Genomic DNA, 26,417 nt, shown 5'->3' with positions numbered 1-26,417 from the left:
CTCGCAGCGTGCGAGGGTTATGCAAGCGCGGCATCAACAGGCGGGCGCGCCACGCCGTGCGCCAGCGATTCGTCGAAGGCGGCAGGAACAACACCATCGGCAGCAAGCACCGGTATCAATGCGGCTATCGCCACGGCGATCATTGTATCATCAGGCTCACGGGTTGTCAGGCGCTGCAATGCCAGGGATGGCGCAACCAGGCGCCGGACCCAACCGCGATGGAAATGCGCCGCCGACAGGCGGAGCAGTTCATATGAGACAGCTGCAATCACCGGTACCAGGATGATGCGTGACAGTAACCGTTCACCAAGCGGCAATCCCCCGAACAGTGCGAAGAAAGGAATACTCAGCACAACGACAACCAGCAAGAAACTGGTGCCGCAGCGGGGATGCAGCAACGTGAATGAGCGCACCGATTCGACCGTGAGCGGCGCACCGGCTTCGTAGGCGTTGATCGTTTTGTGCTCCGCGCCGTGATACCCAAACGTGCGCTGAATATCCGGCATCCGCCCGATCAGTGTCAGATAGCCGATGAAGATGCCAAGTTGAATAAAACCCTCGGCTGCATCGCGCATCAGCGGCGTGGCGCCCACCCGCTCCAGCAAACTGGCGATCAACAACGGCACAACGAAGAACAGCCCAAATGCGAATGCCAGTGCGATGATCAGGGTCAGTGCCACCGCGCCTTTCGACTGCGGTTGTTCTTCTTCACCGAGAGCAGCGCTGGCGGAGAAATTGAGCGCCCGCACCCCCAGGTTGAGCGTATCCCATAGCATGAGAATACCGCGCAGAAATGGTAGATTCTCCCACATGCGGCGACGCTCGACATTCAGTGGTTCGTGACGAAAGACAATCTCTCCCGAAGGCGTGCGCACGGCGACAGTCGCCTGCCGCAAACCGCGCATCATGACCCCTTCGAGCACCGCCTGACCGCCATACGAAAATGTTCGCTCGCTCATTCCCTACCCGGCGCACCGCACAATACAGACTGTTCAAAACCTGTTGATTAACAGACAACAGACGCGCGTAACCACCTGTTGACGTATGATACCACGGAGCGTAGTGAACGACAATAGTGCACCGGTACCGACGCGGAGTGGGTATATCGCCCCGGATGCACTAGGACGTCTGATCCTCATCACGCCTGGCAAGGTATGCCGCCGCAGCGCGCACTCCCGCCATGAGACCGGACACCCGAATGACCGGCGCAATCGCGCGATCTGCCAGGAACGATGTTGTGCCGCTGACAGTGCTGGTCGTATCACGCAAATTGGCTGCTACACCCCGCCCCTGTTCCAGCACCTGATCGAGTTTGACCGACACTTCCTCCAGTTTGGGGATCAGCGTCGTGCGCGATACGCGCGTCAGCGTTCGCACGGCATAAACCAGCACAAGCAGCAGCGCAATCGAGATCAGCGCTGAGATCATCTGAAAGATCGCCAGTATGACAAGCGCAATGTCGCGTGAGGCGACGCGAAAATCAGGGGACAGGTACGCGCCGATGATGAACCCGACAACGATCAGCAGCACAACGGTCAGTCCGATGCCGATCCATTTACCCACAGCGCATCTCCTTCTTCCAGGCGCGACAGCCATTCGGATGCCGCAGAGCGGCGCTGATTATATCACAGGCGCAATCGTGAAGCAACGATCAGCATGATCCAGGCGCCGAGGGTCGTTTCCAGAATCGGAACGCCCGCCGGGGTAATCAGGCGCAGCGGCAGTCGCACGCCAATCGCCAGGGCAATGAGCGCCCCACCGGCGGCAGCAAGCCAGAATATCGGAATCTGCACCCACCGACGCCCCCACAGTACGTGCGCCAGCGCCGCGCTGGCAGTCACGATCAGCAGAAGCAGCAGAAGCGCTGGCGGCATAAACAACCATCCGGCTCGTCAGTCACGCGCGATCCGCCCGCCCCCCAGAACGACGTCACCATCGTAGAAGACGATCGCCTGCCCTGGCGTGACGGCGCGCTGTGGACGTGAGAAATGCACATCGACCGTTCCTGCCTCTCCAGGTATGACGCGGGCAGGAACGGCATCGGCATGGGCGCGTATCTGCGCCAGGCAATCGAAGGGCGCTTCGGGCCACATGCCGCTGACGAACGTCACCCATTCGGCGCGCAGCGATTCGCGTCTGAGCGCCGATTCAGGACCGACAATCACGGCGTTGCGTGCAACATCGAGCGCTGTGACATACATCGGTTGACCGGTTGCGATCCCGAGACCGCGTCGCTGCCCGATGGTGTAGAGCGGCAGCCCCTGGTGCCGCCCGACTTCGCGCCCTTCGAGATCGAGGATCGGTCCGGGGCGCAGCGCATCGGGGCGCTCTTCGCGCAGCAGGTTGCGATAGTCGCCGCCGGGAACGAAGCAGATGTCCTGGCTCTCCGGTCGGTTGGCGCTTGCCAGTCCGCGTGCGGCGGCCATAGCACGCACTTCCGCCTTGGTGTACTCGCCAATCGGGAAGATCAGCCGCGCCAGGTCGTCCTGACCGAGCATGTAGAGCATGTATGACTGATCCTTTTCACGATCAACGGCGCGCAACAGGCGGTAGGTGGTGCGCTGCGCACGCTCCGCTGGCGGCAATCCGGCGTCTTCTCCATTGTGGCGCGTCTCATCGGCACGGATCCGGGCGTAATGTCCGGTGGCGACGTAGTCGAAGCCGAGGGTGCGGGCGCGCGCCAGCAGGGCGCGAAACTTGATCTCGCGGTTGCACTCCAGGCACGGGTTCGGCGTGAAGCCGCTGGCGTATTCGCGCAAGAAATACTCGATCACATAGCGCCGAAACTCACGCTGGTAATTGAAGACATAGTAGGGTATGCCGAGTTGCGCGCAGACACGCCGCGCGCTCTCGGTCATTTCCTGTGAGCAGCAGAGACTCTCCGCCAGGCGGTCATCGTCCCCTTCCCACAGGTGCAGGGTCACGCCGGTGACATCATGCCCGGCTTCGTGGAGCAGCGCCGCCGCCAGTGAACTATCGACGCCGCCGCTCATTGCAACCATGATCTTTGCCATTGCTTACGTGTTTCTAGACGCCCGGTTTTATGAACAAACCTCACAACCGTCGTTTAACAAAAAGCGGCCTGCCGCCGCTTCTCACCAATAAGTATAGCATATTGTCCGGTTCTCAGGCGGCAGCCTGAACAATGGTCTCCAGCACGCGCGTCGCTCCCGCCGCCTGTAATGCCTGCCGCACCTGTTGCGCGGTCTCCGGTTCAACCAGCGCAATCATCACCCCGCCCCAACCGCCGCCGGAGAGTTTTGCGCCCCCTGCGCCGGCACTGCGCGCAGCGGTGATCAGACGCTCCAGTTCTGGGGATGATACGCCGATTTCCTCCAGTAACGCCTGATTGCGGTCGAGCAATGGTCCTAACGCGGCACGATCACCCTCAGCCAGCGCACGCCGCGCCTGATACACCACGTCCGCCACTGCGTCGAACAGCATCTCATAGCGCGATGGGTCTCTCTCCCAGCGTCGCCGCACCTCGCCGACCGGCAGGCGCGTCGCGCTGCGCACGCCGGTATCGCCGATGAGCAGCGTGAACGGCTCAGCAATCGCGATCGGCTCGATCTGGTGTGGCGGCTCGCTGCGCCGCTGGAACCAGATTACCTGTTCATACGCAATCACCGTGTTGTCAATGCCGCTGGGCGTCCCATGAAAGCGCTGCTCACTCTCGTACACCAGCGCCGAGACCTCAGCCGCACTCAGGTTGCGCCCATACGCCGATGCCAGCGCCCGCACGATGGCGGTCGCAATTGCAGCACCGCTTCCCATCCCGCTTGCAATCGGGATGTCCGATGTGATGGCTATCTCGATGTCTGGCATACGCTGTACGCCAAACTGTCGCAGAATCGCCAGCGTCAGTTCAGAGAGAGGATCGTGCGGAGCGGATGTGATCAACCAGCGCCGCCCAAGATCGGGCGCGTCGAAGCAAACGCCGCTGCCCGGCGCACCGGGGATGATACTGACCCGCGCGCGCACATCGTTCAGCGGGATGGCAATCGCCGGGCGACCGTAGACGACGGCATGTTCGCCACAGAGAATGATTTTGCCGGGAGCGGATGCGTGCATAGAACCGAGAACTGAGAACTGAGAACCGAGAACCGAGAACTGAGAACTGAGAACCGAGAACCGAGAACTGAGAACCGAGAACCGAGAACTGAGAACCGAGAACCGAGAACCAGGAACTGAGAACCAGGAACCGAGAACCAGGAACTGAGAACCAGGAACCAAGAACTGAGAACCAAGAACCAGGAACCAAGAACCAAGAACCAGGAACTGAGAACCAGGAACCAGGAACTGAGAACCAGGAACCGAGAACCAGGAACCGAGAACCAGGAACCGAGAACCAGGAACCGGAGGTCAGGGGTCAGGGGTTGTCAGACCTTCCACTATCGGCTATCGGCTATTGGCTATCGGCTATCTCCTACCACCTTCCACCCCTGACCGGTCACGCTCATTGTTCCTCGACTATCGACCATCGGCTATCGGCTATCGGCTATCGGCTATCGGCTATCGACCATCGGCTATCGACCATCGGCTATCGGCTCGTCAGTTCAGCCGCGCCTGTTCGTGCAGGTAGTCGATCAGCGGTTGCGTCACGAGCGGCACAACGTCGCCGATCATGTGCGGCATCAACCGGTCGACGACTTTCGGCATCAGAACCGGCATTTGTTCCGCCATATAATCCGGCATCGGGATCATCTCCCCAACCCGCGCCAGCATGGTCGGCATCAGTTTGGGCATCATAAGCGGCAACAGACGCGGGAAGAGCGCCGGGAACAGCGGCTTCATCGCTTCGAGCGCGCCGGGAACCCTGCCCATCGCCCGCATCATCCGTCCCATACCCAACGGCATAGCGTCGATGATCTCGGGCCACATAGTCGTCATCAGATTGGCGAAGCCCTCCGGCGTCATCAGTTTGATCATCGCCTCGAACACCGCCCACTGCGCACGCACCTCCGGATTGGGATCGGGCAACTCGTATCCGAGCGCTTCCGCGGCAAAGTGCGCCAGATCGACAACTTCGACCGGCAAACGCTTCTTTTCGGCGCTCACCCGCAACTGGAATTCGCAGCACGGACAGAGCGCCAGCACCTTCTCTGCACCTGCCTCGATCGCCTCATCGATGCGAACCTTGCCCAGTTCGGCGGCGACATCCGGCTCTTTGATCAGGGTCAGCACCGAACCGCAGCATCTCCCACAGTCGCGGTTGTTTGCCATTTCGACGAAGTTGACATTTGGAATGGCTCTGATCAGATCGCGCGGCGGCTCGTAGACGCCCGATACCCGCCCGATGTGGCACGAGTCGTGCCAGGTGACGGTAACCGGCGCTTTGTCCGTTTGCGGGAACGCAAACTCACCGGCATGGATCTTCTCCGCCACGATCTCAGAGTAGTGCTTCGCCGTGATATTGTACTCGATGCCAACCTTCTTCGCCCACGCCGGGTAGACATGCCGCCACATCATATCGCATGCCGGGCAGGAACTGATCACCGTATCGGCGCCTGCCGCTTTCACTGCCGCGATGTTCTTCTTCATCGTCTCAACAAAGAGGTCCCAGCGACCGGCGACCAGCATCGGCGTGGCACAACAGTGTTCCTTCGGTCCCAGATAGGTGAAATCGACGCCTGCGGCATCAAGCAGGCGCACACTGGCGATGCCGATGTCCTGCTCAACGTAACTGGCGGTGCATCCGGCGAAGTAGACGTTCTTCGAGCGATGGTCGGGACCGTGCCGGTCTTTCAGGTCTTCGGGGAACCAGGCGTCGCGTCGCTCGCGGTAGCCAGCCCAGATGTTGCCCTGTTCGGTAAGAGCCGCACTCATCATCTCGAACGGCGGGAAGGTCATCTTCTTCTCTTCGTTGATCAACTGACCACGCAGTTTCATCCACGACGGTTCAATCGGCAGGTTGGCGGAGCAGCGCAGGTTGCACATCTCGCAGGTCGTGCAGGCGAGGAAAGTGTCCACCATTTTCTGATTCCACTGCTCGCGCCCCTCCATGTACTCACGCAGCCAGTACCACTTGCCGCGCGGACTCTGGCTCTCCCATCCGCGACCATAGAACTGATCGCACTCGTCGATGCAGTAGCCGCACTGCGAACAGGCATAGGCGTACCAGGCGACATCAGCGGGAATATCGCGCACCGGTGCGGTTGGTCGCTCGCCGATTGCAACCGGGGCGGCGTTGCCAAAACGACGCGCCAGCGGCTCGAAACGCGATGCCAGATCGATGAACGCACTGACCAGACCGCCGCCGAAGACCTTTCCCGGATTCATGACGCCTGCCGGATCGACCTGCGATTTGAAGGCTTTCAACCTTGCGGCGCGTTCTCTGCCCAACACCTGTTCCGCTTTGCGGGCGAAGTAGATGCCAGTCGCATATGGGCGTCCACCATGCCTGAGCGCGATCTGCATGACGGTGAGCGCCAACCCAAAGACCAGGTTGTAGCGGAAGGTGCGCTGATCGGCAGGGATGAAGCCGAGAATGACGACTTCCGGCTTGCCATCGACGCCATGCCGCACCAGCACGCCTTCTTTCACCAGTGGTTGCGCAACGCTGCGGCTGTATTCATCGAGTGTATCCGCCAGACGATCAAGCGGCACAATCACTTCCGCCGGAACCAGCGACGGACCAAGACGCTTGATCGTCATCAGTTTGAACCGCCCGTCCCACTCGTGCCGGGCGATCTCGTCGCTCAGGATCTCAGCGCCGTATGATGCCGCCAGTACTGGAATGGCGGTCTGCACCGCAGCAGCATCGGCATCACGGAAGGCAAGGGTCAGAATGTACGCTTTTGGCAGAACAATGCGATGCTCGACGACATGACCATGATGTTCGCGCAGCGGCGCTTCGTTCTTCATCTCCGCCATCTTCGGGTTGATGAAACTCATCGACCAGATCGGCAGCCTGCGGGTGATCAACGCCTCCAGCAACGCCTGAAACGCGCGGGTGTCATGCACCGCGAGCGCCAGCGTCTGAACGCCGGTCAACGGCATCACCCTCAGCGTTACCTGGCTGATCATGCCAGTAATGCCCTCTGCATCGGCAACCAGATCGAGATCGGCGTCGCGCAGTTCGCGCACCTCACCCGACGGCAGCACAAGACGCGCGGCAACGACGTTTTCGCGGAAGTAGCCGAACTCGTAACTGCCGATGCCAGCACCGCCCTGCGCCAGCCATCCACCCACCGTTGACGATGGATAACTGGTGGGATAGAGACGCAGGGTCAGTCCCTCTCGTTGCAGCGCCCTGTCGAGTTGCTCCCAGGTGATGCCCGGCTCGACCGTGACGACCTGCGCCGCCGCATCGATGCGCAGCACCTTGCGCATGCGGTAGAAATCGATGACCACTCCTTTCCTGACCGGCACGGCGCCGCCGTAGCCGGAGGACGCCTTGCCGCGCGGCGTCAGCGGAATACGGTGCGCAGACGCCCAGCGCGCCAGTTCGACCAGTTCCTCTTCGTTCTGTGGTTGCACCACGGCATCGGGAATGGCATCGCCCAGCAGTGGGGCGATGAGACCGGGAATGGCGGCGATGTCGTGACTGTAGAGTTTGCGTTCGATGCGATCAAATGAGACTCGCTCGCCAAACCGGTGGAGGAAGGACAGGTTGTGTGAGTTCATTGTTTGTCTCCCCCGCAACGCTGCGGAGCTGTCAACACGGACACCAGACGTTCAATGCGAGCGATCAATGACAGCCAGGTCGCTGATCGCCCGCAGCCGACCGATCATTGCGGCGCGTTCGCGCCCGATTTCCTCGAACGTATGCGCGACTTTCTGCAACCAGGACCCCAGTTGCGCGCGCATCCGGTCATCCAGGATCGTCACCTCGCCTAGCGCAGCATCGAGTTCGCCGGGATCGATGCCGAAGTCATGAGCAAGACGCCGGGTGTCGAGCGGCGCATCATCCACGCGGAACTGACCAGCGATCAGCATGGCTGCCGGTTGCTCGCCTATCTCGATGCGCGCGTGAATGTACTTCAACCCTGCGTGGCATGTCGCAATGCGCGGCGTGCGGTCGCTCCGCGCTGCGAGCGCGCGCCACGAAGCGCGGCAGGCGGCTCGACCTGCGTCGGTCGCCTGCACCAATGCGCAGAACCGACACCCATTGCTGACCTGTGTCAACGGCGCCCCATCGGTCGTGGTGGTAATCACGCCGACCCGCGCAAGATCGGCGAAGACATCCTGGATTGCCTGCACGCAATGGAGTGGCAGCGGCACAGGGGTGAGCGGTGATCTGGTGCGAGGATCAATGGTTGGAGCGGGACGATCCGCCGCAGCGGATGAAGCGCCCTGGATCAACGCCTCGACTTCTCGACGGTGGAAACGCCACTGCTGCCCGACCTTCACCCCCGTCAGTCGTCCTTCTTTGAGCATGCGATAGACGGTGGTTCGATCCAGTTTCAGCAGGTCCTGTACTTCTCGGGTGGTCAATAAATCGTTCACGTGTGCGACGTTGCAACAGGTTGCAATAGGATGCAATAGTATTTGAGAAAAGGATAACAAACACAGCGCGCCATGCAAGGATTAACATGACGCGTTGCAGTAAAGAAGTGATAACCGGAGGCTATTCCCATTCAATCGTTGCGGGAGGCTTGGAGGAAATGTCGTAGACCACGCGATTGACGCCGGGGACTTCATTCACGATCCGACTGCTGACACGCGCCAGCACATCGGCGGGCAGACGCGCCCAATCTGCTGTCATATAATCCTCGGTTGTGACGGCGCGCAGCGCGATCACGTCGGCATAGGTGCGTCCATCGCCCATCACGCCGACGCTGCGAACCGGCAGCAGCACGGCGAATGCCTGTTGCGTTGCGCGGTACAGCCCGGCGGTGCGCAACTCGTGCATAAAAATGGCATCGGCGGCGCGCAGGGTTGCCAGGCGTTCCCGCGTGACCGGACCAAGCACACGCACCGCCAGACCGGGACCGGGGAAAGGATGTCGCCAGACCCACTCTTCCGGCAAACCCAGTGCAAGACCGGCGGCGCGCACTTCATCTTTGAACAGGTAACGCAGCGGCTCGACCAGGGTCAACTGCATATCGGCTGGCAGCCCGCCGACGTTGTGATGAGTTTTGATCGTCACGCCCTTCTGACGATCCGGCGCCTTGCTCTCGATGACATCGGGATAGAGCGTTCCCTGCGCCAGAAAGCGCGCGCCTTCGATGCGCCGCGCCTCGCGCTCGAAGATGCGCACGAATTTTTCACCGATGATCTTCCGTTTCTGCTCAGGGTCGGCGACACCGGCAAGAGCGTCGAGGAACTCATCCGCCGCATCGACTGCGATCAGCGGAATATGAAAATGCTCGCGGAATGTGGCGACAACCTGTTCGGCTTCACCCTGGCGCAGCAGCCCGTTATCGACAAACACGCAGGTCAGGCGATCACCAATCGCCCGGTGAACGATCAATGCCGCCACCGCCGAGTCGACCCCACCAGAGAGGGCGCAGATCACCCGTCCATTACCAACCTGATCTCGTACTCGCGCAATCGCCTCAGCAATGAAACTCGCCGGTTGCCAGTCGCCGCGACATCCGCAGATGCGGAATGCGAAATTGCGCAGTATGTCGCGCCCGAAACGGGTATGAACCACTTCGGGATGGAACTGGATGCCGTACCAGCGCCGTTGATCGTCGCCGGCAGCGGCAAACGGCGCGCCAGAGCTGTGCGCCATCACGCGGAAGCCGGCGGGCAGCGCAGCGATGTGATCCCCATGGCTCATCCACACCTGCTGGTGCATCGGGGTGTCGGCGAAGAGCAGACCGGGATCGACCACCGTGATCTCAGCCGGACCGAACTCGCGGCTCTGCATACCCTCGACACGCCCGCCGAGCGCGTGCGCCTGCACCTGCATGCCATAACAGACGCCAAGCACGGGGAGATCGCTTTCGCGAAGCCATAACGGCAGTTGCGGCGCGCCCGGCTCATAGACGCTGGCCGGACCGCCAGAAAGAACGATGCCGCGTGGTTGCAGCGCCAGCACGTCCTCTTTTGGCGCATCGTGCGGCACAAGTTCGCTGTAGACGCCAAGTTCGCGCAACCGACGAACGATCAGTTGCGCCGTTTGCGATCCAAAGTCAAGGACAGGAATTGATTCGTGCATGATGAATACGGAAGGCGGTACATTGAATTATACTGGAAGACCCTTGTGGATCACCGTTGATCCATTATACCATTCCGAAGGAGTGACACGATGGACCTCTATCTGCTCCGCCACGCAATTGCGGAAGAACGCTCAAACGACGGCAGCGACTCGGCACGCGCCTTGACCCCCGAAGGGGCTGAAAAGATGCGCATTGGCGCACGTGGACTTCAGCGACTTGGCGTGCATCTCGACCGGTTGCTGACCAGTCCGCTGACCCGCGCCCGTGAAACTGCCGATATCGTTGGCGCAGCGCTGAACATCGCTCCTGAAACGGTTGGCGCACTGGCGCCGGGATGCAATGCGGCGACGTTACTCGACCTGCTGGCGGATATGCCCCGCGCGAAGAGCGTTATGATCGTCGGGCATGAACCAGACCTCAGCGGCATCGTCGCCGACCTGACAGGCGGTAGTCGGGTCGTGATGAAGAAGGGCGGTCTGGCGCTGATCGACCTCTCATCACTCGATCTCGGCGCTGGATCGCTGCTGTGGGTGTTGCCGCCGCGTGTGTTGCGGGCGCTTGGAAAATAGGGATCTGCGTTCAACCGAACATGGGGCGGCGACGAAAGTCGCGCCAGAGATGGGATGGGCTTTGAGCCGGGCGACCACCTGCGTGGACGCTTTCCTTTCGTCCCCGTCCGCGTTGGTGAACGAGTGGTCGCAATCTGCGATTGATGGCGGTTGAGAAATTGATCTGCTCCAGCCCGTGCAGGCGGGTGCGCCCCGGACGCTGGAATAGAACACGGATCGGCACGGATGCGACGGATCAGCGCGGATGAAGGTTTGTCGGGAATAGCCCGCGCAGGCGGGTGCGCCCCGGACGCTGGAATAGAACACGGATCGGCACGGATATGACGGATCAACACGGATTCGATACGTTTGAATTCGTCCGGTCCAGCCCGCGCGGGCGGGCTTCGCCTTGCATAGCCGAGGGCTTATGATCTTTGAACAATTACTCCGCTCTAGCCCGCGCAGGCGGGCTTTGCCCTGGATAGCCGAGGGCTTCAGCCCCACGGCTAGCGCAGTATAGCGGATTTATTTCTCAATCTTCATCAGCCCGACGGCAAGAGGCGCATACCGGATTATAGCAGTTCTCAGAGGGCGATCAGAAAACCGGATTTGTGGTATCATGATGGCGACCATGCCGTTCTGATGAGGAGCAATCTCATATGCCACGACGTGCACTTCGATCCTATCCAACCAAGTATGCGACCGATCTGACCGATGCGCAATGGGCCGCCATCGCGCCACTCGTCATCACCCCGTCGCCCAACGGCGGGCGTCCGACCGAAATCGATCGCCGCGCGATCGTCAACGCGCTGCTCTCCAAAAATCGCACGGGCTGTCAATGGCGCATGCGTCCGAAAGATGTTCCGCCAATGAGCTCCGTTCGGTACTCTTTCGACAAATGGAATCGTGATGGAACCTTTATCAAAATCAATGATACGCTGCGGAAACTGGCGCGACAGGCGCTGAACCGCGACCCGGAGCCGTCCATCAGCGTCCTGGACTCCCAATCCGTCAAAACGACCGAAGCAGGCGGAGAACGCGGCTATGATGGGGGAAAAAAAGGTCAACGGGCGCAAACGGCAGTTCTGGGTTGACACCAATGGGTTTTTGTTGCGCGTGTTGGTCCATCCCGCCGATATTTCGGATACTGAAGGCGCTGAGTGGCTTCTCGCCGCGCATCATCAATCGTTTCCTCGGATGCAAGAAATTCGGGTGGATGAAGGATACAAACAAGGGTTAAATGAATGGATGCAACAGAACACGACGATACGCCTGAATGTCATCGAAAAACCGCCTGGACAAAAGGGATTTGCCGTCATCCCGAAGCGATGGGTGGTGGAACGCTCGATTGCGTGGGCGGGACGCAATCGGTTGTTGCGGCGAATAATTATTCGCCGCAACAACCGCAATCCAGAATCAAGCGAAGCCTTTCTTTATCTCGGTTCTATTGCAATGCTCCTGAATAGGCTTTATCCGAGGTGTTAGTTTTTGATCACGCTCTCACAAAGGTTGAACCTGATGAACAGGGTTGAATACTCCTGGGAATGGCGCGCCCCACGCGATGACCGAAATAATGGTCTTTGAGTAATTATTCCGCTCTAGCCCGCGCAGGCGGGCTTCGCCTTGCATAGCCGAGGGCTTTAGCCCCACGGCTAGCGCGGGATAGCGGAATAAATTCTCAATCTCCATCAGCCCGACGGCAAGAGCCCGCGCCGACGGGCTGTGCACGGAGAGCCGCGATTTCCATCGCCAGGCTAAGGCAACCAGGCGAGCGGCGAGGCAAAGTCAACGTTGCTGATGAGACGAACTGACGGAGCTGCGTCGGGTTGCCACAACCACACCTCACCCGGACGTTCTGCGCCTGTCGGATCGAACGGCTCATTCAGCGACGCATCGGGCCGCCATCCGGGTGGAAGCAGGACAGCCAGGCGCGTCCCATCGGGTGACCAGGCGGCGCTGGCGGCGCGCGGCAGGCGCGTCGCACTGCCGCCAATCATTGTCATTGGACCCTGGGGAAGATCGACGGTACGCGAGCCATCGAATGTCACCACCTGCACCGACCAGGCATCATAGCCGCCAAACCCGCGCGCATCGCTGTAGTTATGTTCAATAATCGCCGCGCGCCGTCCATCCGACGCAAAGCGCACCGGCAACAACCATCCTGCTCCCTCGGCGAATGGACGCCCCTTGCCCTCAAACGACCCGCCGATCTCGCTCAGATTAATATCGACTTCGACCTGCATGCCGAGATACCGATGGTAGGTCACCGATGCGCCATCGGGCGACCAGGCGGGTCCGTAGACCAGCATGCCGGTGTTGGGCAGCGGAGCATCGGCGCCATCGGCACTGGCAAAGTTCCAGCCATTCTCACCGCGCCGATTGATCAGGCGCAGGGCATTCCCGAACACCGGCGCTCCCCCCGCCATTCCCGTATCACGAGCAGTCGGAGGTGCGCTGTATGCAATGCGTCGACCATCGGGCGACACTGCCGGGTCGCAGCCGCGCGCAAGCGTCTGACGCTGCCCGCTGGCGAGATCAATGACAGAGACCTGGCTTGCACCGCACCACAACGCCCAATCGGGCCAGAGTTGCGGCAATGGTTCGCTGGCATCGGCAGCGGCAAAAACCAGCGCCGACCCATCGGGCGCCCAGGAAAGCGAGGACTCGATATCACGATCATTGGTGATCCGCCGGAGTGCGCTGCCATCACGCGACACGATCCAGATATCGAACTGATCGGTTTCGCGCGTGACTGCGATCAGATTGCCATCAGCGCTAGAAGCGAACTCGTATGCCCGATCAACAAGCAGGCGCTCACCATTCGCATCGAAGAGCCAGAGCGCACCATCACGCAGGAAGATCAGCGCGCCGGTAAACGACCCTTCCGACGGACGTGATGGCGTGGGCGGAAGCGGTGAAGCAGTCGCCGTTTCGGGCGTCGGGAGCGGCGTGACCGTCGCTGGCGCAGGAGACGAGGACGGAAGCGGCGTCGGTTCAGGCAGGCTCGTTGGTTGCGGCTGCGCCGCTTCCGGCGTCGGCGACGGGAGCGCTGTGGGGAGGGGAATCGGCGTCGGCGAAGGCGCCGCAGTCGGCGTTTCCGGCAGCGACGTGGGAAGCGCAGCTGGCGGGGGTGGCGCACCGCCGCATGCTGCCAGCAGTAAGGTGAGGGCGGTAGACAGGACGATGGTTGCGAAGAAGCGCATGGGGTGTATCATCATTGAGAACTGAGAACCAAGAACCGAGAACTGAGAACTGAGAACTGAGAGCCAGGGTTTATGGACATTGTAGCATAGCAGCAGGTCACAAACCGATGAGGCATATCTGACACAACAATCATATTGTCGTCCAACCTGGTAATGACCCGGTAACCCTGACAGCGTACTATTGTATGGGGTTCAGGTTAAGGCATTTTGATGATTGGAGTGGACTCGAACAACCATGACATCGATCAACTCACAGGGCCACGATCAGCAGACCGACCGGCCAGGCAGCACGGACAGACTCGCCTCGCAGCGAAGCGGTAGACGACCTTCCCAACCACGATTCATCCTCCAACCGGTGGTGCTCGATGATACTGCGACAGTAACGACCGGGCGACCGTCTGACACCTTTGGAATGAACGAAGAGACCGGGAACCAGGCGCCATCCGCAGAAGAGCGCCAGCCCGACCGGTTGAACGAACTGAGCGGTAGTCGGCGCGCCCCACGCAAGGACGTACCGCTCGACTATCCCATACCGATGCCGGGGCGTCACGCGATAATCGGCGCACTGCTGGTGTGCGGCGTGATCGCCATTATGCTCTTCGTCACTCTGCTGCTGACGGGAAGGGGACCGGTCATCTAAAACGCGCACGAGGGGGACCTGGCGAGGGTCCCCTCTATTTTAGATCGTGGTTGCGATAGTCGCGGCGCAGGCGAATGCCTGCCATGCGCATATAGCGCTTTCCCCCGGTCACAAGCCAGTCGGCGATGGTGTGCGCCGCACTTCCACTGATGAAACCGAAAATGAACAGGCGCACCATATCCGGGTTGCGCCGCATCGCGTCGAAGAGCCACGCCGATGCCTGCGCGTGCAGATCGGGAACACCAACACCGATCCTCCCCAGGATCCACGCCCCCCACACGACGATCAGCAGCGTGACAAGATAGAAATAGACCAGGCGCAGCAGCGGCGCGAGAACCAGGCTGTGACTCCAGAAGTGACGGTGCGGAATAATCCACATGTACGGGCGCCATATCCAGAAGAAGAAACCCCAGCGATTGTCGATGGCCGAGTCAATGTCGAGATCGGGAGAAAAGAGGAGACCGGAGATCAGGTGAGCGCCGGTCAGCACGGCTGCGCCAGCCGCCGCATCGTCACGACCGCCCGACTCCAGCAGGACATAGGCGGCAGGCGCCAGAAGAGCGCCGGTCGCAACAGTGATGATGTCGTGCGTTCGCGTGTCTGGCATACCGCTTCCTTCAGCAGGCGGCGCTTCGTGGTGTCGGGTTACCTGGCGACGTCACCCTCTTCTATAGAGAAGACCATCTGCAGCAATCGCATCCGGCGGCATTCATTGCTTTCCCATGCCAGCGGGCCATGCCGGATCGAGAAACCGCTGAATCTCGACCAGGTAGCCATCCGGATCGCGCAGAAAGCAGTGGTAGATATTGTAGACAGGATTGTACTGAGGAGGTTTTTCTACAACAACGCCGCGCTCCGCCAGATAGCGATGCCATTCGTCAACATCGTGCGTCACCAGGGTCAGGATAAGCGCACGGGAAGGCGATGGATCACCAGCGTCGCTCCGTTGACAGATCCCAAGAAAAGCATCGCCAGCAACGCGGTAGATGCGACAGGAACCCTGATCGAGCGCCAGCGGCAAACCGAGCAGGTTCTCGTAGAATGCGGCGCTGATGTGCAGATCGCGAACGTACATGAATGTCACAAACTGATCGAACGATGGCGGTTTCATAGTTCCACTATAGCACATACATGCGAAGTGTGCAAGACGCGATCGCAATCTTGTGCTACAATCATGCCAGTTCGACGCAGGAAGGGCACAGGGCGAGCCATGGATGTTCAGGAACGGGCAATCGCCGATCTGCTCACGCAACCGGAGGATCGGCATCTGGCGTTCGTGCGGGCGAATACGCGCCCCGGTGACCTGGCACAGACGCTGGCGGCAATGGCGAATGGTTCAGGCGGAACGGTGGTCATCGGTATGCGCGGGCGACAGGTGGAAGGGGTGGCAGACGCCGATGCCGCACGCACGATGGTGCTCGACGCAGCGCTGGCATGCACGCCGCCGCTGGTGCTGCCCCTGCCAGCGGTTGTCACCTGTAACGGTGCAACGCTGCTGGTGGTTACCGTTCCTTCAGGGCTGCCGCATGTCTACAGCGTCAATGGAACCTATCTACGACGAGAAGGTCCCACGAATGCGCCACTTCCTCCTGATATGCTGCGACACCTTTTGATCGAACGTGGTGAAACCAGTTGGGATCGGATGACCCCGGCAAACGCGACCCTCGCCGATCTCGACCCGGACAAGATCGCGGCATATGCGCGTCGTGTCGGTCCAATCGCCGAAGCCGACCCGCTTGCCTTCCTGGTGCGACGTGGTTGCCTGGTGCAACGGACCGATCCGGCGAAGGGGACGCCTGACCTGATCCCAACCAATGCCGGTCTACTTCTCTTTGGCATCGAGGTCGAGCGCTGGTTTCCGCAGGCGGAAGTGACGCTGGTGCGCTACCAGGGGCGCGAGATGAGCGATGAGTTCCTGCGTGAAGACATCCGCGACACGCTGCCCGAGACGGCGCGCCGCGCCGAGCGCTGGATCGTTGAGCATATGCGGCGCGGCAGTCGGATGGTCGGGCTGGAACGGGAGGACTGGACGCAGTTTCCGCTGGGGGCGGTGCGCGAGGCGCTGATCAATGCACTGGCGCACCGCGATTACACCATCCGCGGCGACTCCATCCGGATCATGCTGTTCAGCGACCGTCTGGAATGCTATTCGCCGGGGCGACTGCCGGGGCACGTCACAGTGCACAACCTGGTCGACGAGCGCTTCAGTCGCAACGAAACGCTGGTGCAGGCGCTGGCGGACCTGGGGTTGATCGAACGTCTCGGCTATGGTATCGACCGCATGCTGCGCCAGATGGCGGACGCCGGGCTGCCGCCGCCGGAGTTCCGCGAAACTGCCGCCGGGTTTATGGTGACGCTGTATGGGCATACCGGAGATGACCGCGCCGATGCAGGCGGCGCCGATGTCGCCGCCTGGCGGCGCATGGGGCTCAACGAGCGACAGATCGCGGCGCTGCTGTTCCTTGCGGCGCATCAACGCATTACCAACCGCGACATGCAGGAACTGACGCCTGATGTTTCTGCTGAAACGTTGCGGCGCGACCTGGCCGACCTCGTCGAACGCGGGTTGCTGCTGCGCGTCGGCGACAAGCGCGGCGCATACTACATTCTCAAATGACCGCGCAGGATCGCCAGTTCCTGCGCCAGCAATGCGCCTATCCGCGCCAGACGCTCACCCACGTCGGTCAGTTCCAGCAGTTCCTGGCGTTCGGCAAGGGTGGCGCGCACCAGCAGCATCGACGCCATCAACGCTGCAAGATGCCGCGGATCATCGGTGGATTCCAGTTGAGCGCGCAACTCCTCGTTGGGTGGCAGCGCGTTGAGCAGTTCACGCGCCCGCGCCAGCGCCTCATGCATATGGGTGGTCATATCGGGGTTATCGAGACGATCCGGCAAACGGTGCGCCTGCACGCGCAGGTACGGTTCCTGCTGCGTCACCCCATCAATGACGACGCGATCAAATGCCTGGAGCGCAATACGGAGCGTTCCGTCGTGCAGGCGCACCAGGCGATGCACCAGCGCCGACGCACCGACAGCATACCACTGCGCGGGGTCATCGTCGCGCTGCGCGCTGACCACGACCAGACTGCCTGATGCGACTGCCTCGTCCACCAGGCGGATCGATGCCGGACGACTTACGGCGACCGGCACGACGCATGGCGGAAAGACCACCATGCCACGCAATGGCAGGAGCGGCAATTCATCAGGAAAAGCATCGTGAGCGTCGGTCACAATCGAGGTCTCCGCGCGACGTATGTTTCTTGCCTTGTTACTATAATACCAGCGAAAACCATCGTTCGGCGCAGCGAGTTGAGCATAGAAGCGACAGAGTGACCGGGTCGAGATTGGGTATATGGGAGGTGGCATTGGAGTGGTACGAAGATGAGGTTCGTCAGATTGAACAGTTGCACGAACAGGCGCCGCCGCAGCCGGGGGCGGTTGTGTTCTACGGCAGTTCATCGCTGCGCCTGTGGACGACGTTGAGCGACGATATGGCGCCGTGGCCCGTGGTCAATCGCGCCTTTGGCGGTTCCACGCTTGCAGCATGCGTTCACTTCTTTGATCGACTCGTCCCGCCGTGCGCACCCCGTGCAATTGTGCTATACGCCGGAGATAACGATCTTGGCGATGGACGAACACCCGACGATGTGGTGCGGTCGCTGCGCGCCATGCTCGCCAGGATCGACGCATCGCTTGGACCTATCCCCGTAGCATACATGTCGATCAAGCCAAGCCTGGCGCGCTGGAATCTGCGCGAGAGGATAAAACGCGTCAACGCCGAAGCGCGCCTCCTTATGGAGCAGCGTCCTGCCGGATATTATGTCGATGTCTATACACCCATGCTGGGCGCGGATGGACGACCGCGCGCAGAACTGTTCGATGCAGACGGCTTACATCTGAGTTCCGCGGGGTACCGGTTGTGGCGCGACGTTCTGCGCCCATATGTCGCCATACTCGCGGGCGCGGAGAAGGATCGATGAACCGCGCCCGTCATCACGAGCGTGCATCGTGAGCATAGCAAAGCGTACTGCACGTGATAAACATGCAAACGATCACAATCAAATCCGTACATGTCCTTAATGTATCCTTAACCACTGTATCGTACATCCTTAGGGTGAGGTTTCAACACATCAGTTCGGGAGAACGCGCCACAGGGTATCAGGGCGGGCAGAGCGCAGCCATCTCCTGTTCTTGAAAGATGATGTCGAACTGCTGGTATCGTGCGATGACGCATACCAGACCCGCAGGCGCGCACCCTGTTCAATGTCGCATTCCCACGCCAGGCAAGATGCAGAGGAGTCATCACCGATCGCAAGGACGCGGAAACAGGCGGACCAACGATGAGTGCCGGCAGAGAAGAACCATATATAGAGCGAGTGAACACCTGTGCAACGAGAGTATTACTGCTGGTGGAGTCCCCGCTTGCAGCGGGATATGGAGATGCTGATCATCGGACATGCAGGGGCGCGGGCGCTGGTCTTTCCAACCCGCACAGGACGGTTCTACGATTACGAAAACTGGGGATTGGTCGAGGCGTTACGTCCATCGATCGAACAGGGATTCCTGCAACTCTACTGTGTCGATAGCATTGATCGCGAAAGTCTGTATGCTTTTCACCGACCGCCGCACGAGCGCATTGCGCGCCACGTGCAGTACGAATCGTACATACTCGAAGAGGTCTTGTCGTTCTCACGACAACTCAATCCCAACCCTTTCGTTATTGCGCACGGGTGCAGTCTGGGCGCCTACCATGCCGTCAATATCGCTTTCCGCCACCCGCACCTGTTCAGTAAAGTCGTTGCACTGAGCGGGCGATACGATCTGACGGTCGCCATCGGCTCGTTTCGTGCGCTTTTCGACGGCTACTACGACGAAACGATCTATTTTCACACCCCCTGTCACTTCATCCCGCGCCTTGAGGATCCCGCCATCCTGGCGCATCTGCGGCGCATGGAGATCACCCTGGTCATTGGCGAGGAGGACCCGTTTATCTGGACGAATCGCGCCCTCAGCGCGGCGCTGTGGGAGAAGGATATTCCACACACGCTCCATATCTGGCAGGGCGAAGCGCACCGCATCGAGCACTGGCGCGAGATGGTGCGACATTATCTGTGATGTAATGCATTGCATTCACGTTCTTGCCGGGCATGCTATACTGATTCAACCGATGTCTGTACCGTCACGCTCAACGCAGGGGAAGGGTATGCAACCGATAGTATCCCAAACCGCACCGGCGGAACCCGACAAACCGCTGCTGCCGCTTCGACCGCGCAGTATCGAAGCAACCGGGCTATCCCTCTCATTCATTGCCGATCAGATCGTCCGCGCACTCTACATCGTCGGTGAGATGACCGGCGTGCAACTCGTGGAACTGCTGCACCTGCCGTGGGAAAACGTGCTCGACCAGGCGATGAACTATCTGCGACGCGAGCAGATGGCTGAAGTGAAGGGGAGCAGCGGCCTGGGAGAAAAAGCGTACCGCTACCAGGCGACGACCAAAGGGATCACGCGCGCCAAAGAGATCGGCGAGCGCACGCAATACCTGGGACCGGCGCCTGTCAACCTGCACGATTACAGTGTGATGATGCGTCAGTACACCACCCAGGGATTGATGGTCACCGAAGCGGCAATCCGTGAAGCGTTCGCGCACCTGGTGATCAACGACTCCTTGCTGATGCAGTTAGGTCCTGCTATCAACTCCGGTCGCTCGATCTTCCTCTTCGGTCATGCCGGGAATGGCAAAACATCAATTGCCGAGGCGACTGCGCGACTGCTTTCCGACTCTATTGCCATTCCTCACGCCATTATGGTCGATGGGCAGATCATTCGTGTCTTCGATCCAATCCACCACGAACGCCGTCCGCTGCCACAGGGTCAGGAACACGTCTACGACCAGCGCTGGGTACTCTCGAAGCGTCCGGTGGTGATTGCCGGCGGCGAACTGAACATGGACTCGCTCGACCTTGAGTACGATGAGTACAGCAAGTTCTATGAAGCGCCGCTTCAATTGAAAGCCAACGGCGGATTGTTCCTGATAGATGACTTCGGTCGTCAGCAAATGCGCCCGCGTGACCTGCTCAACCGCTGGATCGTGCCGCTGGAAAAGCGGGTTGATTATCTGACGCTGCACACGGGCAAAAAGATCGAGGTGCCGTTCGATCAGTTGATCATTTTCTCGACCAACATCGAACCGAAGCAACTGGTTGATGAAGCATTTCTGCGACGCATCCGCTACAAGATCGAGATCGGCAATCCGTCGCCGCCTGAGTACCGCGAGATTATGCGCCGCGTGTGCAAGGCGAAGAATGTGCCCTACAGCGACGATGGGTTGCGCTACCTGCTGGAAGTGGAGTATCCGCGTCGCAAACTGGAACTGCGCGCTGTGCATCCGCGCGACCTGATCGATCAGGTGATCGATTATGCCCGATTCCTCGGCGTACCGCCGACCATGTCGCGCGAACTGCTGGCTGCTGCGTGTAAATCGTACTTCGTCGAAATGTGACCTGACTTTACTGCAAAAACGCACCGCTGAGACGCTGAGAGCGCAGAGAACTTCAAAAATATGCGTGGCGAAGCATGATGCATTGGAGCGACTCGCTATGGCATCTTCCTCTGCGAACACTGCGACTCTGCGGTGAAATAGTCTTTTGCAGTGGACTCGTGACCTGCTATTACCGCTATGCTCACCCCAGAGATGCTGATCGCGGGGTACTGTCAGGGAATTTTCCCTATGGCGGACGAACGTGGCGTCATCACGTGGTACGATCCGCATCCTCGCGCCATTCTCCCGCTCGACGCCTTTCACGTGCCGCATCGCCTGGCACGCACGGTGCGCAAGGGCGTATTCACCATCCGCACCGATACCGCATTCACCGACGTGATGCGCGCATGCGCCGCGCCAGCGCCGGGGCGCGAGAGCACATGGATTTCGGAGGAGATGATCGAAGCCTATACTGCGCTCCACCGGATGGGGCTGGCGCACAGCGTCGAAGCCTGGCGCGAGGGGCGACTGGTCGGCGGCTTGTATGGCGTCGCCATTCGCGGGTTGTTTGCAGGCGAAAGTATGTTCAGCCGCGAACGCGACGCCAGCAAAGTCGCGTTGGTGCATCTGGTCGAGCGACTGCGGCGCGGGGGGTATGTGCTGCTCGACTCCCAATTCCTCGGATCGCCGCACCTGCTCCAGTTCGGACTCATCGAAATCCCGCGACGCACCTACAAGCAACTCCTGGCGCGGGCGCTCCAGGTGGAAGCGACGTGGAATGTTCCGGCATAATCACTCACGCGGGCGAGCGCCGAGGGTCATTTCAATCTGTTCCTGGCGGTCGCCGCGTTGCACGGTCATCACCACCGTATCGCCCACCGACGTTTCGAGTTCCAGGTAACTGACAAGTTCATCGCTGTTGCGCACCGGTTGCGCGTTGATGGCAATGATAATATCGCCGCCGACCCGCACCTCGCGCCCGCCGATCGTCACCACCTGCGAGCCGCTGCGCAACCCGGCGCGCGCCGCCGGGCTGTCGGGAACGACTTCGGTGATCAACACACCCTGACGCACTGGCAGATTCAACTGCTCCGCCAGGATCGGATCAACATCGCGCATGCCGATCCCCATCCACGGATGATCGTAGCGCCCGTCACGGATGAGCGCCGGAACCACACGACTGACCGCGTTGGACGGCACTGCATACCCGACGCCCTCGAACGCCCCTGAGCCGCTGCTGATGGCGGTATTGACGCCGATGACCTCGCCATAAATGTTGAGTAACGGACCGCCGGAGTTGCCCGGATTGATCGCTGCGTCGGTCTGGATGATGTTCGGAATGCGGAACCTTCCGCCGCCGCTGCTCGCTGGACCGCTGAGACTGCGACCAATACCGCTGACAACGCCAACCGTCAGCGTGTTGCGCAAGCCAAACGGATTTCCGATCGCAATTGCGCGCTGACCAACCTCAACAGTACGGGAGTCGGCCAGGGGCAACGGCGCCGTTCCCGGCGGCAACTCGTCTACCTTCAGCACAGCCAGATCGCTCCCCAGATCGCCACCGATCAGGCGCGCCAGCAGGATCGTGCCGTCGGAGAAGCGCACTTGAAACTTCGCTCCGTTTTCAACAACGTGGTTGTTGGTGACGATATGCCCCTGATCGTCGAAGAGAAAGCCAGACCCCTGACTGATGGGGACATTGAATGGCGATCCGCCGACCGGCGGATGATCAACAACAACTTCGATGCTGACGACTGCCGGGTTCACCCGTCGATAGAGGGCGATCAGCGCCTCCTGTTCAGCCGCCAGCGGATTGGTCAGTTCCGGCGGGAGCGTCGGGATCGGCGACCGTGTGGGCAGCGGCACGGATGTGGCCAGCGGCGCCGACGGCGTGGCAGGCGGAGGGGTCGCCTGCGTTTGCACCACAGCAGTTGGCACGGCGGTCGGATCGTTGACCACCGGGCGGGGCAATTCAATCGATGGCAGCGCGCACGCGGATGTCATCACGAGCGCTGCCAGCACTGCGGCAAGCATCAGAGTAAGGCGCATGGTGTCTTATCTCCTACGACGAACGCGCAAGCGCCGCGCGCAACGCCGGTTCTAATGTCGGATACGCAAACTGATACCCAAGCGCCAGCGCTTTTGACGGTACGGCACGCTGGCGTTCAATGAGCAATGCGGGTGCCATTTCGCCGAGAATCAGGCGGAGCACAAATCCGGGCAATGGCAACCACGACGGTCGGCCAAGCACCCGTCCCAGCGTTGCACTGAAATCGCGGTTGCGCTGCGGCTCCGGCGCGACACCGTTGAAGGGACCGCTGGCGCGCTCATCGTCGATGCAGCGCAGAATCAGACCAACCTCATCATCGAGATGGATCCACGACCACCACTGCGTTCCTGGAAGGATGGGACCGCCGACGAACAATTGAAACGGCAGCAGCAATCGCGCCAGTGCCCCCTCGCGCCGATCCAGCACAATGCCGGTGCGGATCATGACCGTGCGCACACCAAGGTCGGCGGCGCGACACGCTTCCCCTTCCCATGCCACGCATACCTGTGCAAGAAAATTGCGCCCGGGCGGAGCGCTTTCATCGACCGGCTCATCGCCGCGTGGACCGTAGTAGTCGATACCGGAGGCGCATACAAACACCGATGGCCGTTGTCGAGCGCGCGCCATAGCATCAACCAGCGCGCGTGTGCTGAGGGTGCGACTCTCAAGGATTTCGCGCTTGTAGGCTGGCGTCCAGCGGCGACCGGCAATCGACGCGCCTGCCAGATGCACGACTGCATCGACAGTCTCCAGCGCTGCTTCCCAATCGCCGGGCTTTGCGTCCCAGGCGACATACTGCGCAGCGCCTGGCATGATGGTGCGCGCAGTTGCAGGGTTGCGGGTAAACACCACCACACGGTCGCCGCGCGCAATCAGGCGGCGGCAGAGCGCCTTGCCGATCAGACCGGTCGCCCCGGTCACAAGAACCGATCTCTGTACCGACATGTCCACCTTTCCAGACGCTGCCGGAACACCCGTCAGCGATATGTATTATAGCCAATGGTGCACGTGCACGCACACCACCGGTTGCAGAGACGCACCGTGAAGTTCGGGGTTGGGCGGAAGATTGACGCCGGTAGAACGAACCGACTACCGGCTATCTCTGATCAGGCGGTTGAGTCTGCGGTACGTGCGCCAGAGGATAGCCAGTTTGCCTGCGAGCGGAACATAGGCGCGTTTCTGGAACACGTCGTAGTCATTCGCAACAATGCGCGGCAGGATGCCGCGATAAATCTCCGCCGCCGCCGCGATCGCCATGCGACCATCCGGATCGAGCAGGGCGATACCGGGCCAGGCTTCATCGTACAGCGCATGGGTACGCTCGATCTCGAAACGCATCAAAGCACGGAAGCGTTCGTCGCGCCGTCCCTGAAGAATATCATCATCGGTCAGATCAAAGCGCCGCAAATCCTCCTGCGGCAGATAGATCCGCCCGCGCTGCGCATCTTCGCCAACATCGCGCAGAATATTCGTCAATTGAAGCGCCACACCCAGTTTCACAGCGTAGGGAGCGGCGCCATCGCGATAACCGATGATATGCATCGAGAGCAAGCCAACAACCGACGCGACACGGTAGCAGTAGAGCCAGAGATCATCGAACGTCTCATATCGATGGAAGGTGAGATCCATCGCAATACCGGCGAGCAATTCATCGACAAGGGATTGCGGGATGGCATACCGTCGCACCGTATCATCCCATGCCAGCAGCACCGGATGATCGGCGGGGGGATGCGGCGCATGCACACGCGCCACCCATTGCGCCAGCGCGCGCGCCGGGTCGTCGGTCGCTCGATCAACCGTATCGTCGCTGGTGCGGCAGAACGCATAGAGCGCCCGTACCGCCAGGCGCTTCTCGAACGGCAGCAATTGCGAACTCAGATAGAAACTGCGCGAATTGATGCGCGTGATCTCGACACACTGCCGATAGGCTGCGTCGAGTGACAACGGTGGGAGTGCATCGACAGGATGCACGCCCAGCCCGATCTCATCCGGTTCGACCAGATGCCGGAGACTGGCGAGCAGGGCTGCGGCATCGCGGATTGGCGCCTCACGCTCGCCGAATGCCTGAACCGGTATGCTGGCAGAATGCTGGAGCGATGCCATGACCCCCTCGCGTGCAGATGAGCCTTCTTCCCATGATGCGCTGCCCGGTTACAGGCGCTGCCACCGCACGACGCGCGATTCAGAGCCAAAGCCTGCCAGACGCTGCCCGCAGCGCATGCCGCGTGCAGCGTTTGCAGGCACACTCTGCCACCAAACCAGAAACACGCGCGCACCTCGCCATGGCGTGCTGGCCGATTGTTTACTCAGAGCAGCGTATTCTATGCGACATTATAGCGCCGTTTGCGCTTGTCGCTGTCAGGCACGTTCTATCGGTATCTACGAACGTTGAGGGGGGGTGGATGTACCATTACTCGACATGAGCGCACTGACCGTTTGAACCAGTTCACGTGCATCCTGCCCGAGAAAGACGCCTGGAATGGCGGCACAGAGTTCCGGATTGACATTGAAGATCCGTCCGCCGTACCCGAAATGCACGTCAGGAAACTCGCGCCGAACCGCCCGCGCCACTTCGAGCAGATTCATCGCCGTTTCGAGCGTTGATGCCGAGAGACAGACGAGTTTCGGTTTGACCTTACGAATGGTTTCGAGCAGGTCGGCGAGCGGCACCTGCGCCCCCAGGTACACAACGTGCCAGCCACGCCGCACCAGGAAGAGGCTGGCGAACATGATCCCCACGTCGTGCAATTCCTGCGGAGCGCACCCCACAACAATCGTATCGCGCTGCACCTGGTTCTCGAACACATTCAGCAGGCTTGCCAGCTTGCGCCGCACGAACTCGGTGGCAAAGTGCTCCGCTGCGACATTAATCTCGCCGCGGTGCCAGCGCTCACCGACTTCGACCATCGTCGGCTGAATGAGTTCCAGCAACACCTTCTCGAATGGATACAGCGCGAATGCCTCGGAAACCACCCGTTCGGCGTTCTGCGCATCGAATGTTGTCAGCGCGGTAATGAGTTCCTCCGCCATCTGCTCAATTGCCCGCGTCGCATCCATCTCGATATGCGACGGCGGCTGGTCGGTCACACTGGTGAGCAGCATGATGGCGTGACTGATGTTCACCCCTTCCGCAGTGCGGTCGCGCAACCAGCGGATGATGGCGATGTCGCGCTCTGAGTACAGGCGATGACCACCCGGCGTGCGCTGCGGGCACGGAATGCCGTAGCGCCGCTCCCAGGCGCGAAATGTGTCGGGCGGTACGCCGGTTTCGCGCGCAACGGCTTTGGTGTTGAAAACGGGCGCGGTCGACAGCTGCCCAAGCGATGGAGGTTGCGCCATTGCTGTATCAGCCCCCGGTAATTGTTAAGTTTTCTGATTCGTTCCAG

At 60.6% G+C, this 26,417-nt stretch carries 24 protein-coding genes and 1 pseudogene; 9 read left to right on the top strand and 16 right to left on the bottom strand.

What is annotated here, in order from left to right; genetic code table 11:
• Positions 1–17: 17 nt before the first annotated feature.
• The 5 genes from ROSERS_RS11045 to mvk all read right to left on the bottom strand — a co-directional run bounded on the left by ROSERS_RS11045 (position 18) and on the right by mvk (position 4,071).
• Positions 18–959 (bottom strand): DUF1385 domain-containing protein, encoded by a 942-nt coding sequence (locus tag ROSERS_RS11045; protein WP_011956866.1) that lies wholly within the window; start codon positions 957–959, stop codon positions 18–20.
• A 160-nt stretch (positions 960–1,119) separates the two neighbouring features.
• The gene (locus tag ROSERS_RS11040; RefSeq protein ID WP_011956865.1) at positions 1,120–1,563 is read right to left on the bottom strand and encodes a hypothetical protein; all 444 of its coding nucleotides are present in this window, start codon (positions 1,561–1,563) and stop codon (positions 1,120–1,122) included.
• Positions 1,564–1,625: 62 nt separating this feature from the next.
• A complete protein-coding gene (locus ROSERS_RS11035) occupies positions 1,626–1,874 on the bottom strand; it encodes a hypothetical protein (RefSeq protein ID WP_011956864.1) in 249 nt (82 codons plus the stop codon).
• Positions 1,875–1,892: 18 nt separating this feature from the next.
• On the bottom strand, positions 1,893–3,014 hold the full coding sequence (mnmA, locus tag ROSERS_RS11030; RefSeq protein ID WP_011956863.1) for a tRNA 2-thiouridine(34) synthase MnmA: 1,122 nt from the start codon (positions 3,012–3,014) through the stop codon (positions 1,893–1,895).
• A gap of 112 nt (positions 3,015–3,126) precedes the next feature.
• Positions 3,127–4,071, bottom strand: coding sequence for a mevalonate kinase (gene mvk / locus ROSERS_RS11025; protein ID WP_011956862.1), 945 nt, complete (start codon positions 4,069–4,071; stop codon positions 3,127–3,129).
• Between the two features lie 144 nt (positions 4,072–4,215).
• Here mvk and ROSERS_RS27405 point away from each other — a divergent pair, with 144 nt between their 5' ends.
• Positions 4,216–4,446 carry a hypothetical protein gene (locus ROSERS_RS27405; protein WP_157041290.1) on the top strand — a complete coding sequence of 77 codons (231 nt, stop codon included), beginning with the start codon at positions 4,216–4,218 and terminating at the stop codon, positions 4,444–4,446.
• A 105-nt stretch (positions 4,447–4,551) separates the two neighbouring features.
• Here the strand turns inward: ROSERS_RS27405 and ROSERS_RS11020 are convergent, their stop codons facing one another.
• From ROSERS_RS11020 to guaA, 3 genes are all read right to left on the bottom strand, one after another.
• Positions 4,552–7,626 (bottom strand): FAD-binding and (Fe-S)-binding domain-containing protein, encoded by a 3,075-nt coding sequence (locus ROSERS_RS11020; RefSeq protein ID WP_011956861.1) that lies wholly within the window; start codon positions 7,624–7,626, stop codon positions 4,552–4,554.
• A gap of 51 nt (positions 7,627–7,677) precedes the next feature.
• Positions 7,678–8,436: a PocR ligand-binding domain-containing protein gene (locus ROSERS_RS11015; protein WP_011956860.1), complete on the bottom strand. Its 759-nt coding sequence runs from the start codon at positions 8,434–8,436 to the stop codon at positions 7,678–7,680.
• A 133-nt stretch (positions 8,437–8,569) separates the two neighbouring features.
• Complete coding sequence (guaA, locus tag ROSERS_RS11010; protein ID WP_011956859.1) at positions 8,570–10,108, bottom strand: glutamine-hydrolyzing GMP synthase; 1,539 nt, start codon at positions 10,106–10,108, stop codon at positions 8,570–8,572.
• Between the two features lie 90 nt (positions 10,109–10,198).
• Here guaA and sixA point away from each other — a divergent pair, with 90 nt between their 5' ends.
• Positions 10,199–10,678, top strand: a complete 480-nt coding sequence (sixA, locus tag ROSERS_RS11005; RefSeq protein WP_011956858.1) for a phosphohistidine phosphatase SixA — start codon at positions 10,199–10,201, stop codon at positions 10,676–10,678.
• Between the two features lie 638 nt (positions 10,679–11,316).
• Positions 11,317–12,142: pseudogene (locus ROSERS_RS27400) on the top strand (IS5 family transposase).
• Between the two features lie 269 nt (positions 12,143–12,411).
• Here the strand turns inward: ROSERS_RS27400 and ROSERS_RS10995 are convergent.
• Complete coding sequence (locus ROSERS_RS10995) at positions 12,412–13,860, bottom strand: TolB family protein (protein ID WP_198136377.1); 1,449 nt, start codon at positions 13,858–13,860, stop codon at positions 12,412–12,414.
• A 235-nt stretch (positions 13,861–14,095) separates the two neighbouring features.
• On the opposite strand from ROSERS_RS10995, the gene ROSERS_RS10990 reads away from it, so the two are divergent.
• Positions 14,096–14,500 carry a hypothetical protein gene (locus ROSERS_RS10990; protein WP_157041043.1) on the top strand — a complete coding sequence of 135 codons (405 nt, stop codon included), beginning with the start codon at positions 14,096–14,098 and terminating at the stop codon, positions 14,498–14,500.
• A gap of 34 nt (positions 14,501–14,534) precedes the next feature.
• Here ROSERS_RS10990 and ROSERS_RS10985 read toward each other — a convergent pair whose 3' ends face one another.
• Together ROSERS_RS10985 and ROSERS_RS10980 are read right to left on the bottom strand one after the other, a co-directional pair.
• The gene (locus tag ROSERS_RS10985) at positions 14,535–15,107 is read right to left on the bottom strand and encodes a metal-binding protein (RefSeq protein WP_011956854.1); all 573 of its coding nucleotides are present in this window, start codon (positions 15,105–15,107) and stop codon (positions 14,535–14,537) included.
• A 102-nt stretch (positions 15,108–15,209) separates the two neighbouring features.
• Positions 15,210–15,611, bottom strand: coding sequence for a VOC family protein (locus tag ROSERS_RS10980; protein WP_041333507.1), 402 nt, complete (start codon positions 15,609–15,611; stop codon positions 15,210–15,212).
• A 99-nt stretch (positions 15,612–15,710) separates the two neighbouring features.
• On the opposite strand from ROSERS_RS10980, the gene ROSERS_RS10975 reads away from it, so the two are divergent.
• Positions 15,711–17,117: an ATP-binding protein gene (locus ROSERS_RS10975; protein ID WP_011956852.1), complete on the top strand. Its 1,407-nt coding sequence runs from the start codon at positions 15,711–15,713 to the stop codon at positions 17,115–17,117.
• Here ROSERS_RS10975 and ROSERS_RS10970 read toward each other — a convergent pair.
• Positions 17,102–17,731 (bottom strand): LON peptidase substrate-binding domain-containing protein, encoded by a 630-nt coding sequence (locus ROSERS_RS10970; RefSeq protein ID WP_011956851.1) that lies wholly within the window; start codon positions 17,729–17,731, stop codon positions 17,102–17,104. The two genes, ROSERS_RS10975 and ROSERS_RS10970, sit on opposite strands and share 16 nt — an antisense overlap.
• Positions 17,732–17,859: 128 nt before the next feature.
• Here ROSERS_RS10970 and ROSERS_RS10965 point away from each other — a divergent pair, with 128 nt between their 5' ends.
• From ROSERS_RS10965 to aat, 4 genes are all read left to right on the top strand, one after another.
• On the top strand, positions 17,860–18,480 hold the full coding sequence (locus tag ROSERS_RS10965; protein ID WP_442969655.1) for an SGNH/GDSL hydrolase family protein: 621 nt from the start codon (positions 17,860–17,862) through the stop codon (positions 18,478–18,480).
• A gap of 406 nt (positions 18,481–18,886) precedes the next feature.
• Complete coding sequence (locus tag ROSERS_RS10960) at positions 18,887–19,615, top strand: esterase family protein (protein WP_011956849.1); 729 nt, start codon at positions 18,887–18,889, stop codon at positions 19,613–19,615.
• An 88-nt stretch (positions 19,616–19,703) separates the two neighbouring features.
• On the top strand, positions 19,704–21,002 hold the full coding sequence (locus ROSERS_RS10955; RefSeq protein ID WP_011956848.1) for an ATPase AAA: 1,299 nt from the start codon (positions 19,704–19,706) through the stop codon (positions 21,000–21,002).
• Positions 21,003–21,179: 177 nt separating this feature from the next.
• On the top strand, positions 21,180–21,773 hold the full coding sequence (gene aat, locus ROSERS_RS10950) for a leucyl/phenylalanyl-tRNA--protein transferase (RefSeq protein WP_011956847.1): 594 nt from the start codon (positions 21,180–21,182) through the stop codon (positions 21,771–21,773).
• Here the strand turns inward: aat and ROSERS_RS10945 are convergent, their stop codons facing one another.
• The 4 genes from ROSERS_RS10945 to ROSERS_RS10930 all read right to left on the bottom strand — a co-directional run bounded on the left by ROSERS_RS10945 (position 21,774) and on the right by ROSERS_RS10930 (position 26,370).
• On the bottom strand, positions 21,774–23,030 hold the full coding sequence (locus ROSERS_RS10945; RefSeq protein ID WP_011956846.1) for a S1C family serine protease: 1,257 nt from the start codon (positions 23,028–23,030) through the stop codon (positions 21,774–21,776).
• Positions 23,031–23,043: 13 nt separating this feature from the next.
• Positions 23,044–23,976 carry a TIGR01777 family oxidoreductase gene (locus ROSERS_RS10940; RefSeq protein ID WP_011956845.1) on the bottom strand — a complete coding sequence of 311 codons (933 nt, stop codon included), beginning with the start codon at positions 23,974–23,976 and terminating at the stop codon, positions 23,044–23,046.
• A gap of 144 nt (positions 23,977–24,120) precedes the next feature.
• Positions 24,121–25,134 carry a phytoene/squalene synthase family protein gene (locus ROSERS_RS10935; protein WP_011956844.1) on the bottom strand — a complete coding sequence of 338 codons (1,014 nt, stop codon included), beginning with the start codon at positions 25,132–25,134 and terminating at the stop codon, positions 24,121–24,123.
• Between the two features lie 276 nt (positions 25,135–25,410).
• Positions 25,411–26,370, bottom strand: coding sequence for a MerR family transcriptional regulator (locus ROSERS_RS10930; protein WP_011956843.1), 960 nt, complete (start codon positions 26,368–26,370; stop codon positions 25,411–25,413).
• Positions 26,371–26,417: the final 47 nt, after the last annotated feature.

The sequence above is a fragment of the Roseiflexus sp. RS-1 genome, from assembly GCF_000016665.1.
Classification (GTDB): Bacteria; Chloroflexota; Chloroflexia; order Chloroflexales; family Roseiflexaceae; genus Roseiflexus.
Note: the sequence above shows the minus strand (reverse complement) of the source record. Positions and strands in the feature narration are given on the sequence as shown.

Coding starts and splice junctions, on each gene's coding strand:
- ROSERS_RS10980 (WP_041333507.1), bottom strand. CDS start 15,611: ATGAAACCGCCATCGTTCGATCAGTTTGTGACATTCATGTACGTTCGC.
- ROSERS_RS10985 (WP_011956854.1), bottom strand. CDS start 15,107: ATGCCAGACACGCGAACGCACGACATCATCACTGTTGCGACCGGCGCT.
- guaA (WP_011956859.1), bottom strand. CDS start 10,108: ATGCACGAATCAATTCCTGTCCTTGACTTTGGATCGCAAACGGCGCAA.
- ROSERS_RS11020 (WP_011956861.1), bottom strand. CDS start 7,626: ATGAACTCACACAACCTGTCCTTCCTCCACCGGTTTGGCGAGCGAGTC.
- ROSERS_RS11045 (WP_011956866.1), bottom strand. CDS start 959: ATGAGCGAGCGAACATTTTCGTATGGCGGTCAGGCGGTGCTCGAAGGG.
- ROSERS_RS10945 (WP_011956846.1), bottom strand. CDS start 23,030: ATGCGCCTTACTCTGATGCTTGCCGCAGTGCTGGCAGCGCTCGTGATG.
- mvk (WP_011956862.1), bottom strand. CDS start 4,071: ATGCACGCATCCGCTCCCGGCAAAATCATTCTCTGTGGCGAACATGCC.
- ROSERS_RS10930 (WP_011956843.1), bottom strand. CDS start 26,370: ATGGCGCAACCTCCATCGCTTGGGCAGCTGTCGACCGCGCCCGTTTTC.
- ROSERS_RS11035 (WP_011956864.1), bottom strand. CDS start 1,874: ATGCCGCCAGCGCTTCTGCTGCTTCTGCTGATCGTGACTGCCAGCGCG.
- ROSERS_RS10935 (WP_011956844.1), bottom strand. CDS start 25,134: ATGGCATCGCTCCAGCATTCTGCCAGCATACCGGTTCAGGCATTCGGC.
- aat (WP_011956847.1), top strand. CDS start 21,180: ATGCTCACCCCAGAGATGCTGATCGCGGGGTACTGTCAGGGAATTTTC.
- ROSERS_RS10990 (WP_157041043.1), top strand. CDS start 14,096: ATGACATCGATCAACTCACAGGGCCACGATCAGCAGACCGACCGGCCA.
- ROSERS_RS10940 (WP_011956845.1), bottom strand. CDS start 23,976: ATGTCGGTACAGAGATCGGTTCTTGTGACCGGGGCGACCGGTCTGATC.
- mnmA (WP_011956863.1), bottom strand. CDS start 3,014: ATGGCAAAGATCATGGTTGCAATGAGCGGCGGCGTCGATAGTTCACTG.
- sixA (WP_011956858.1), top strand. CDS start 10,199: ATGGACCTCTATCTGCTCCGCCACGCAATTGCGGAAGAACGCTCAAAC.
- ROSERS_RS10975 (WP_011956852.1), top strand. CDS start 15,711: ATGGATGTTCAGGAACGGGCAATCGCCGATCTGCTCACGCAACCGGAG.
- ROSERS_RS10995 (WP_198136377.1), bottom strand. CDS start 13,860: ATGCGCTTCTTCGCAACCATCGTCCTGTCTACCGCCCTCACCTTACTG.
- ROSERS_RS10955 (WP_011956848.1), top strand. CDS start 19,704: ATGCAACCGATAGTATCCCAAACCGCACCGGCGGAACCCGACAAACCG.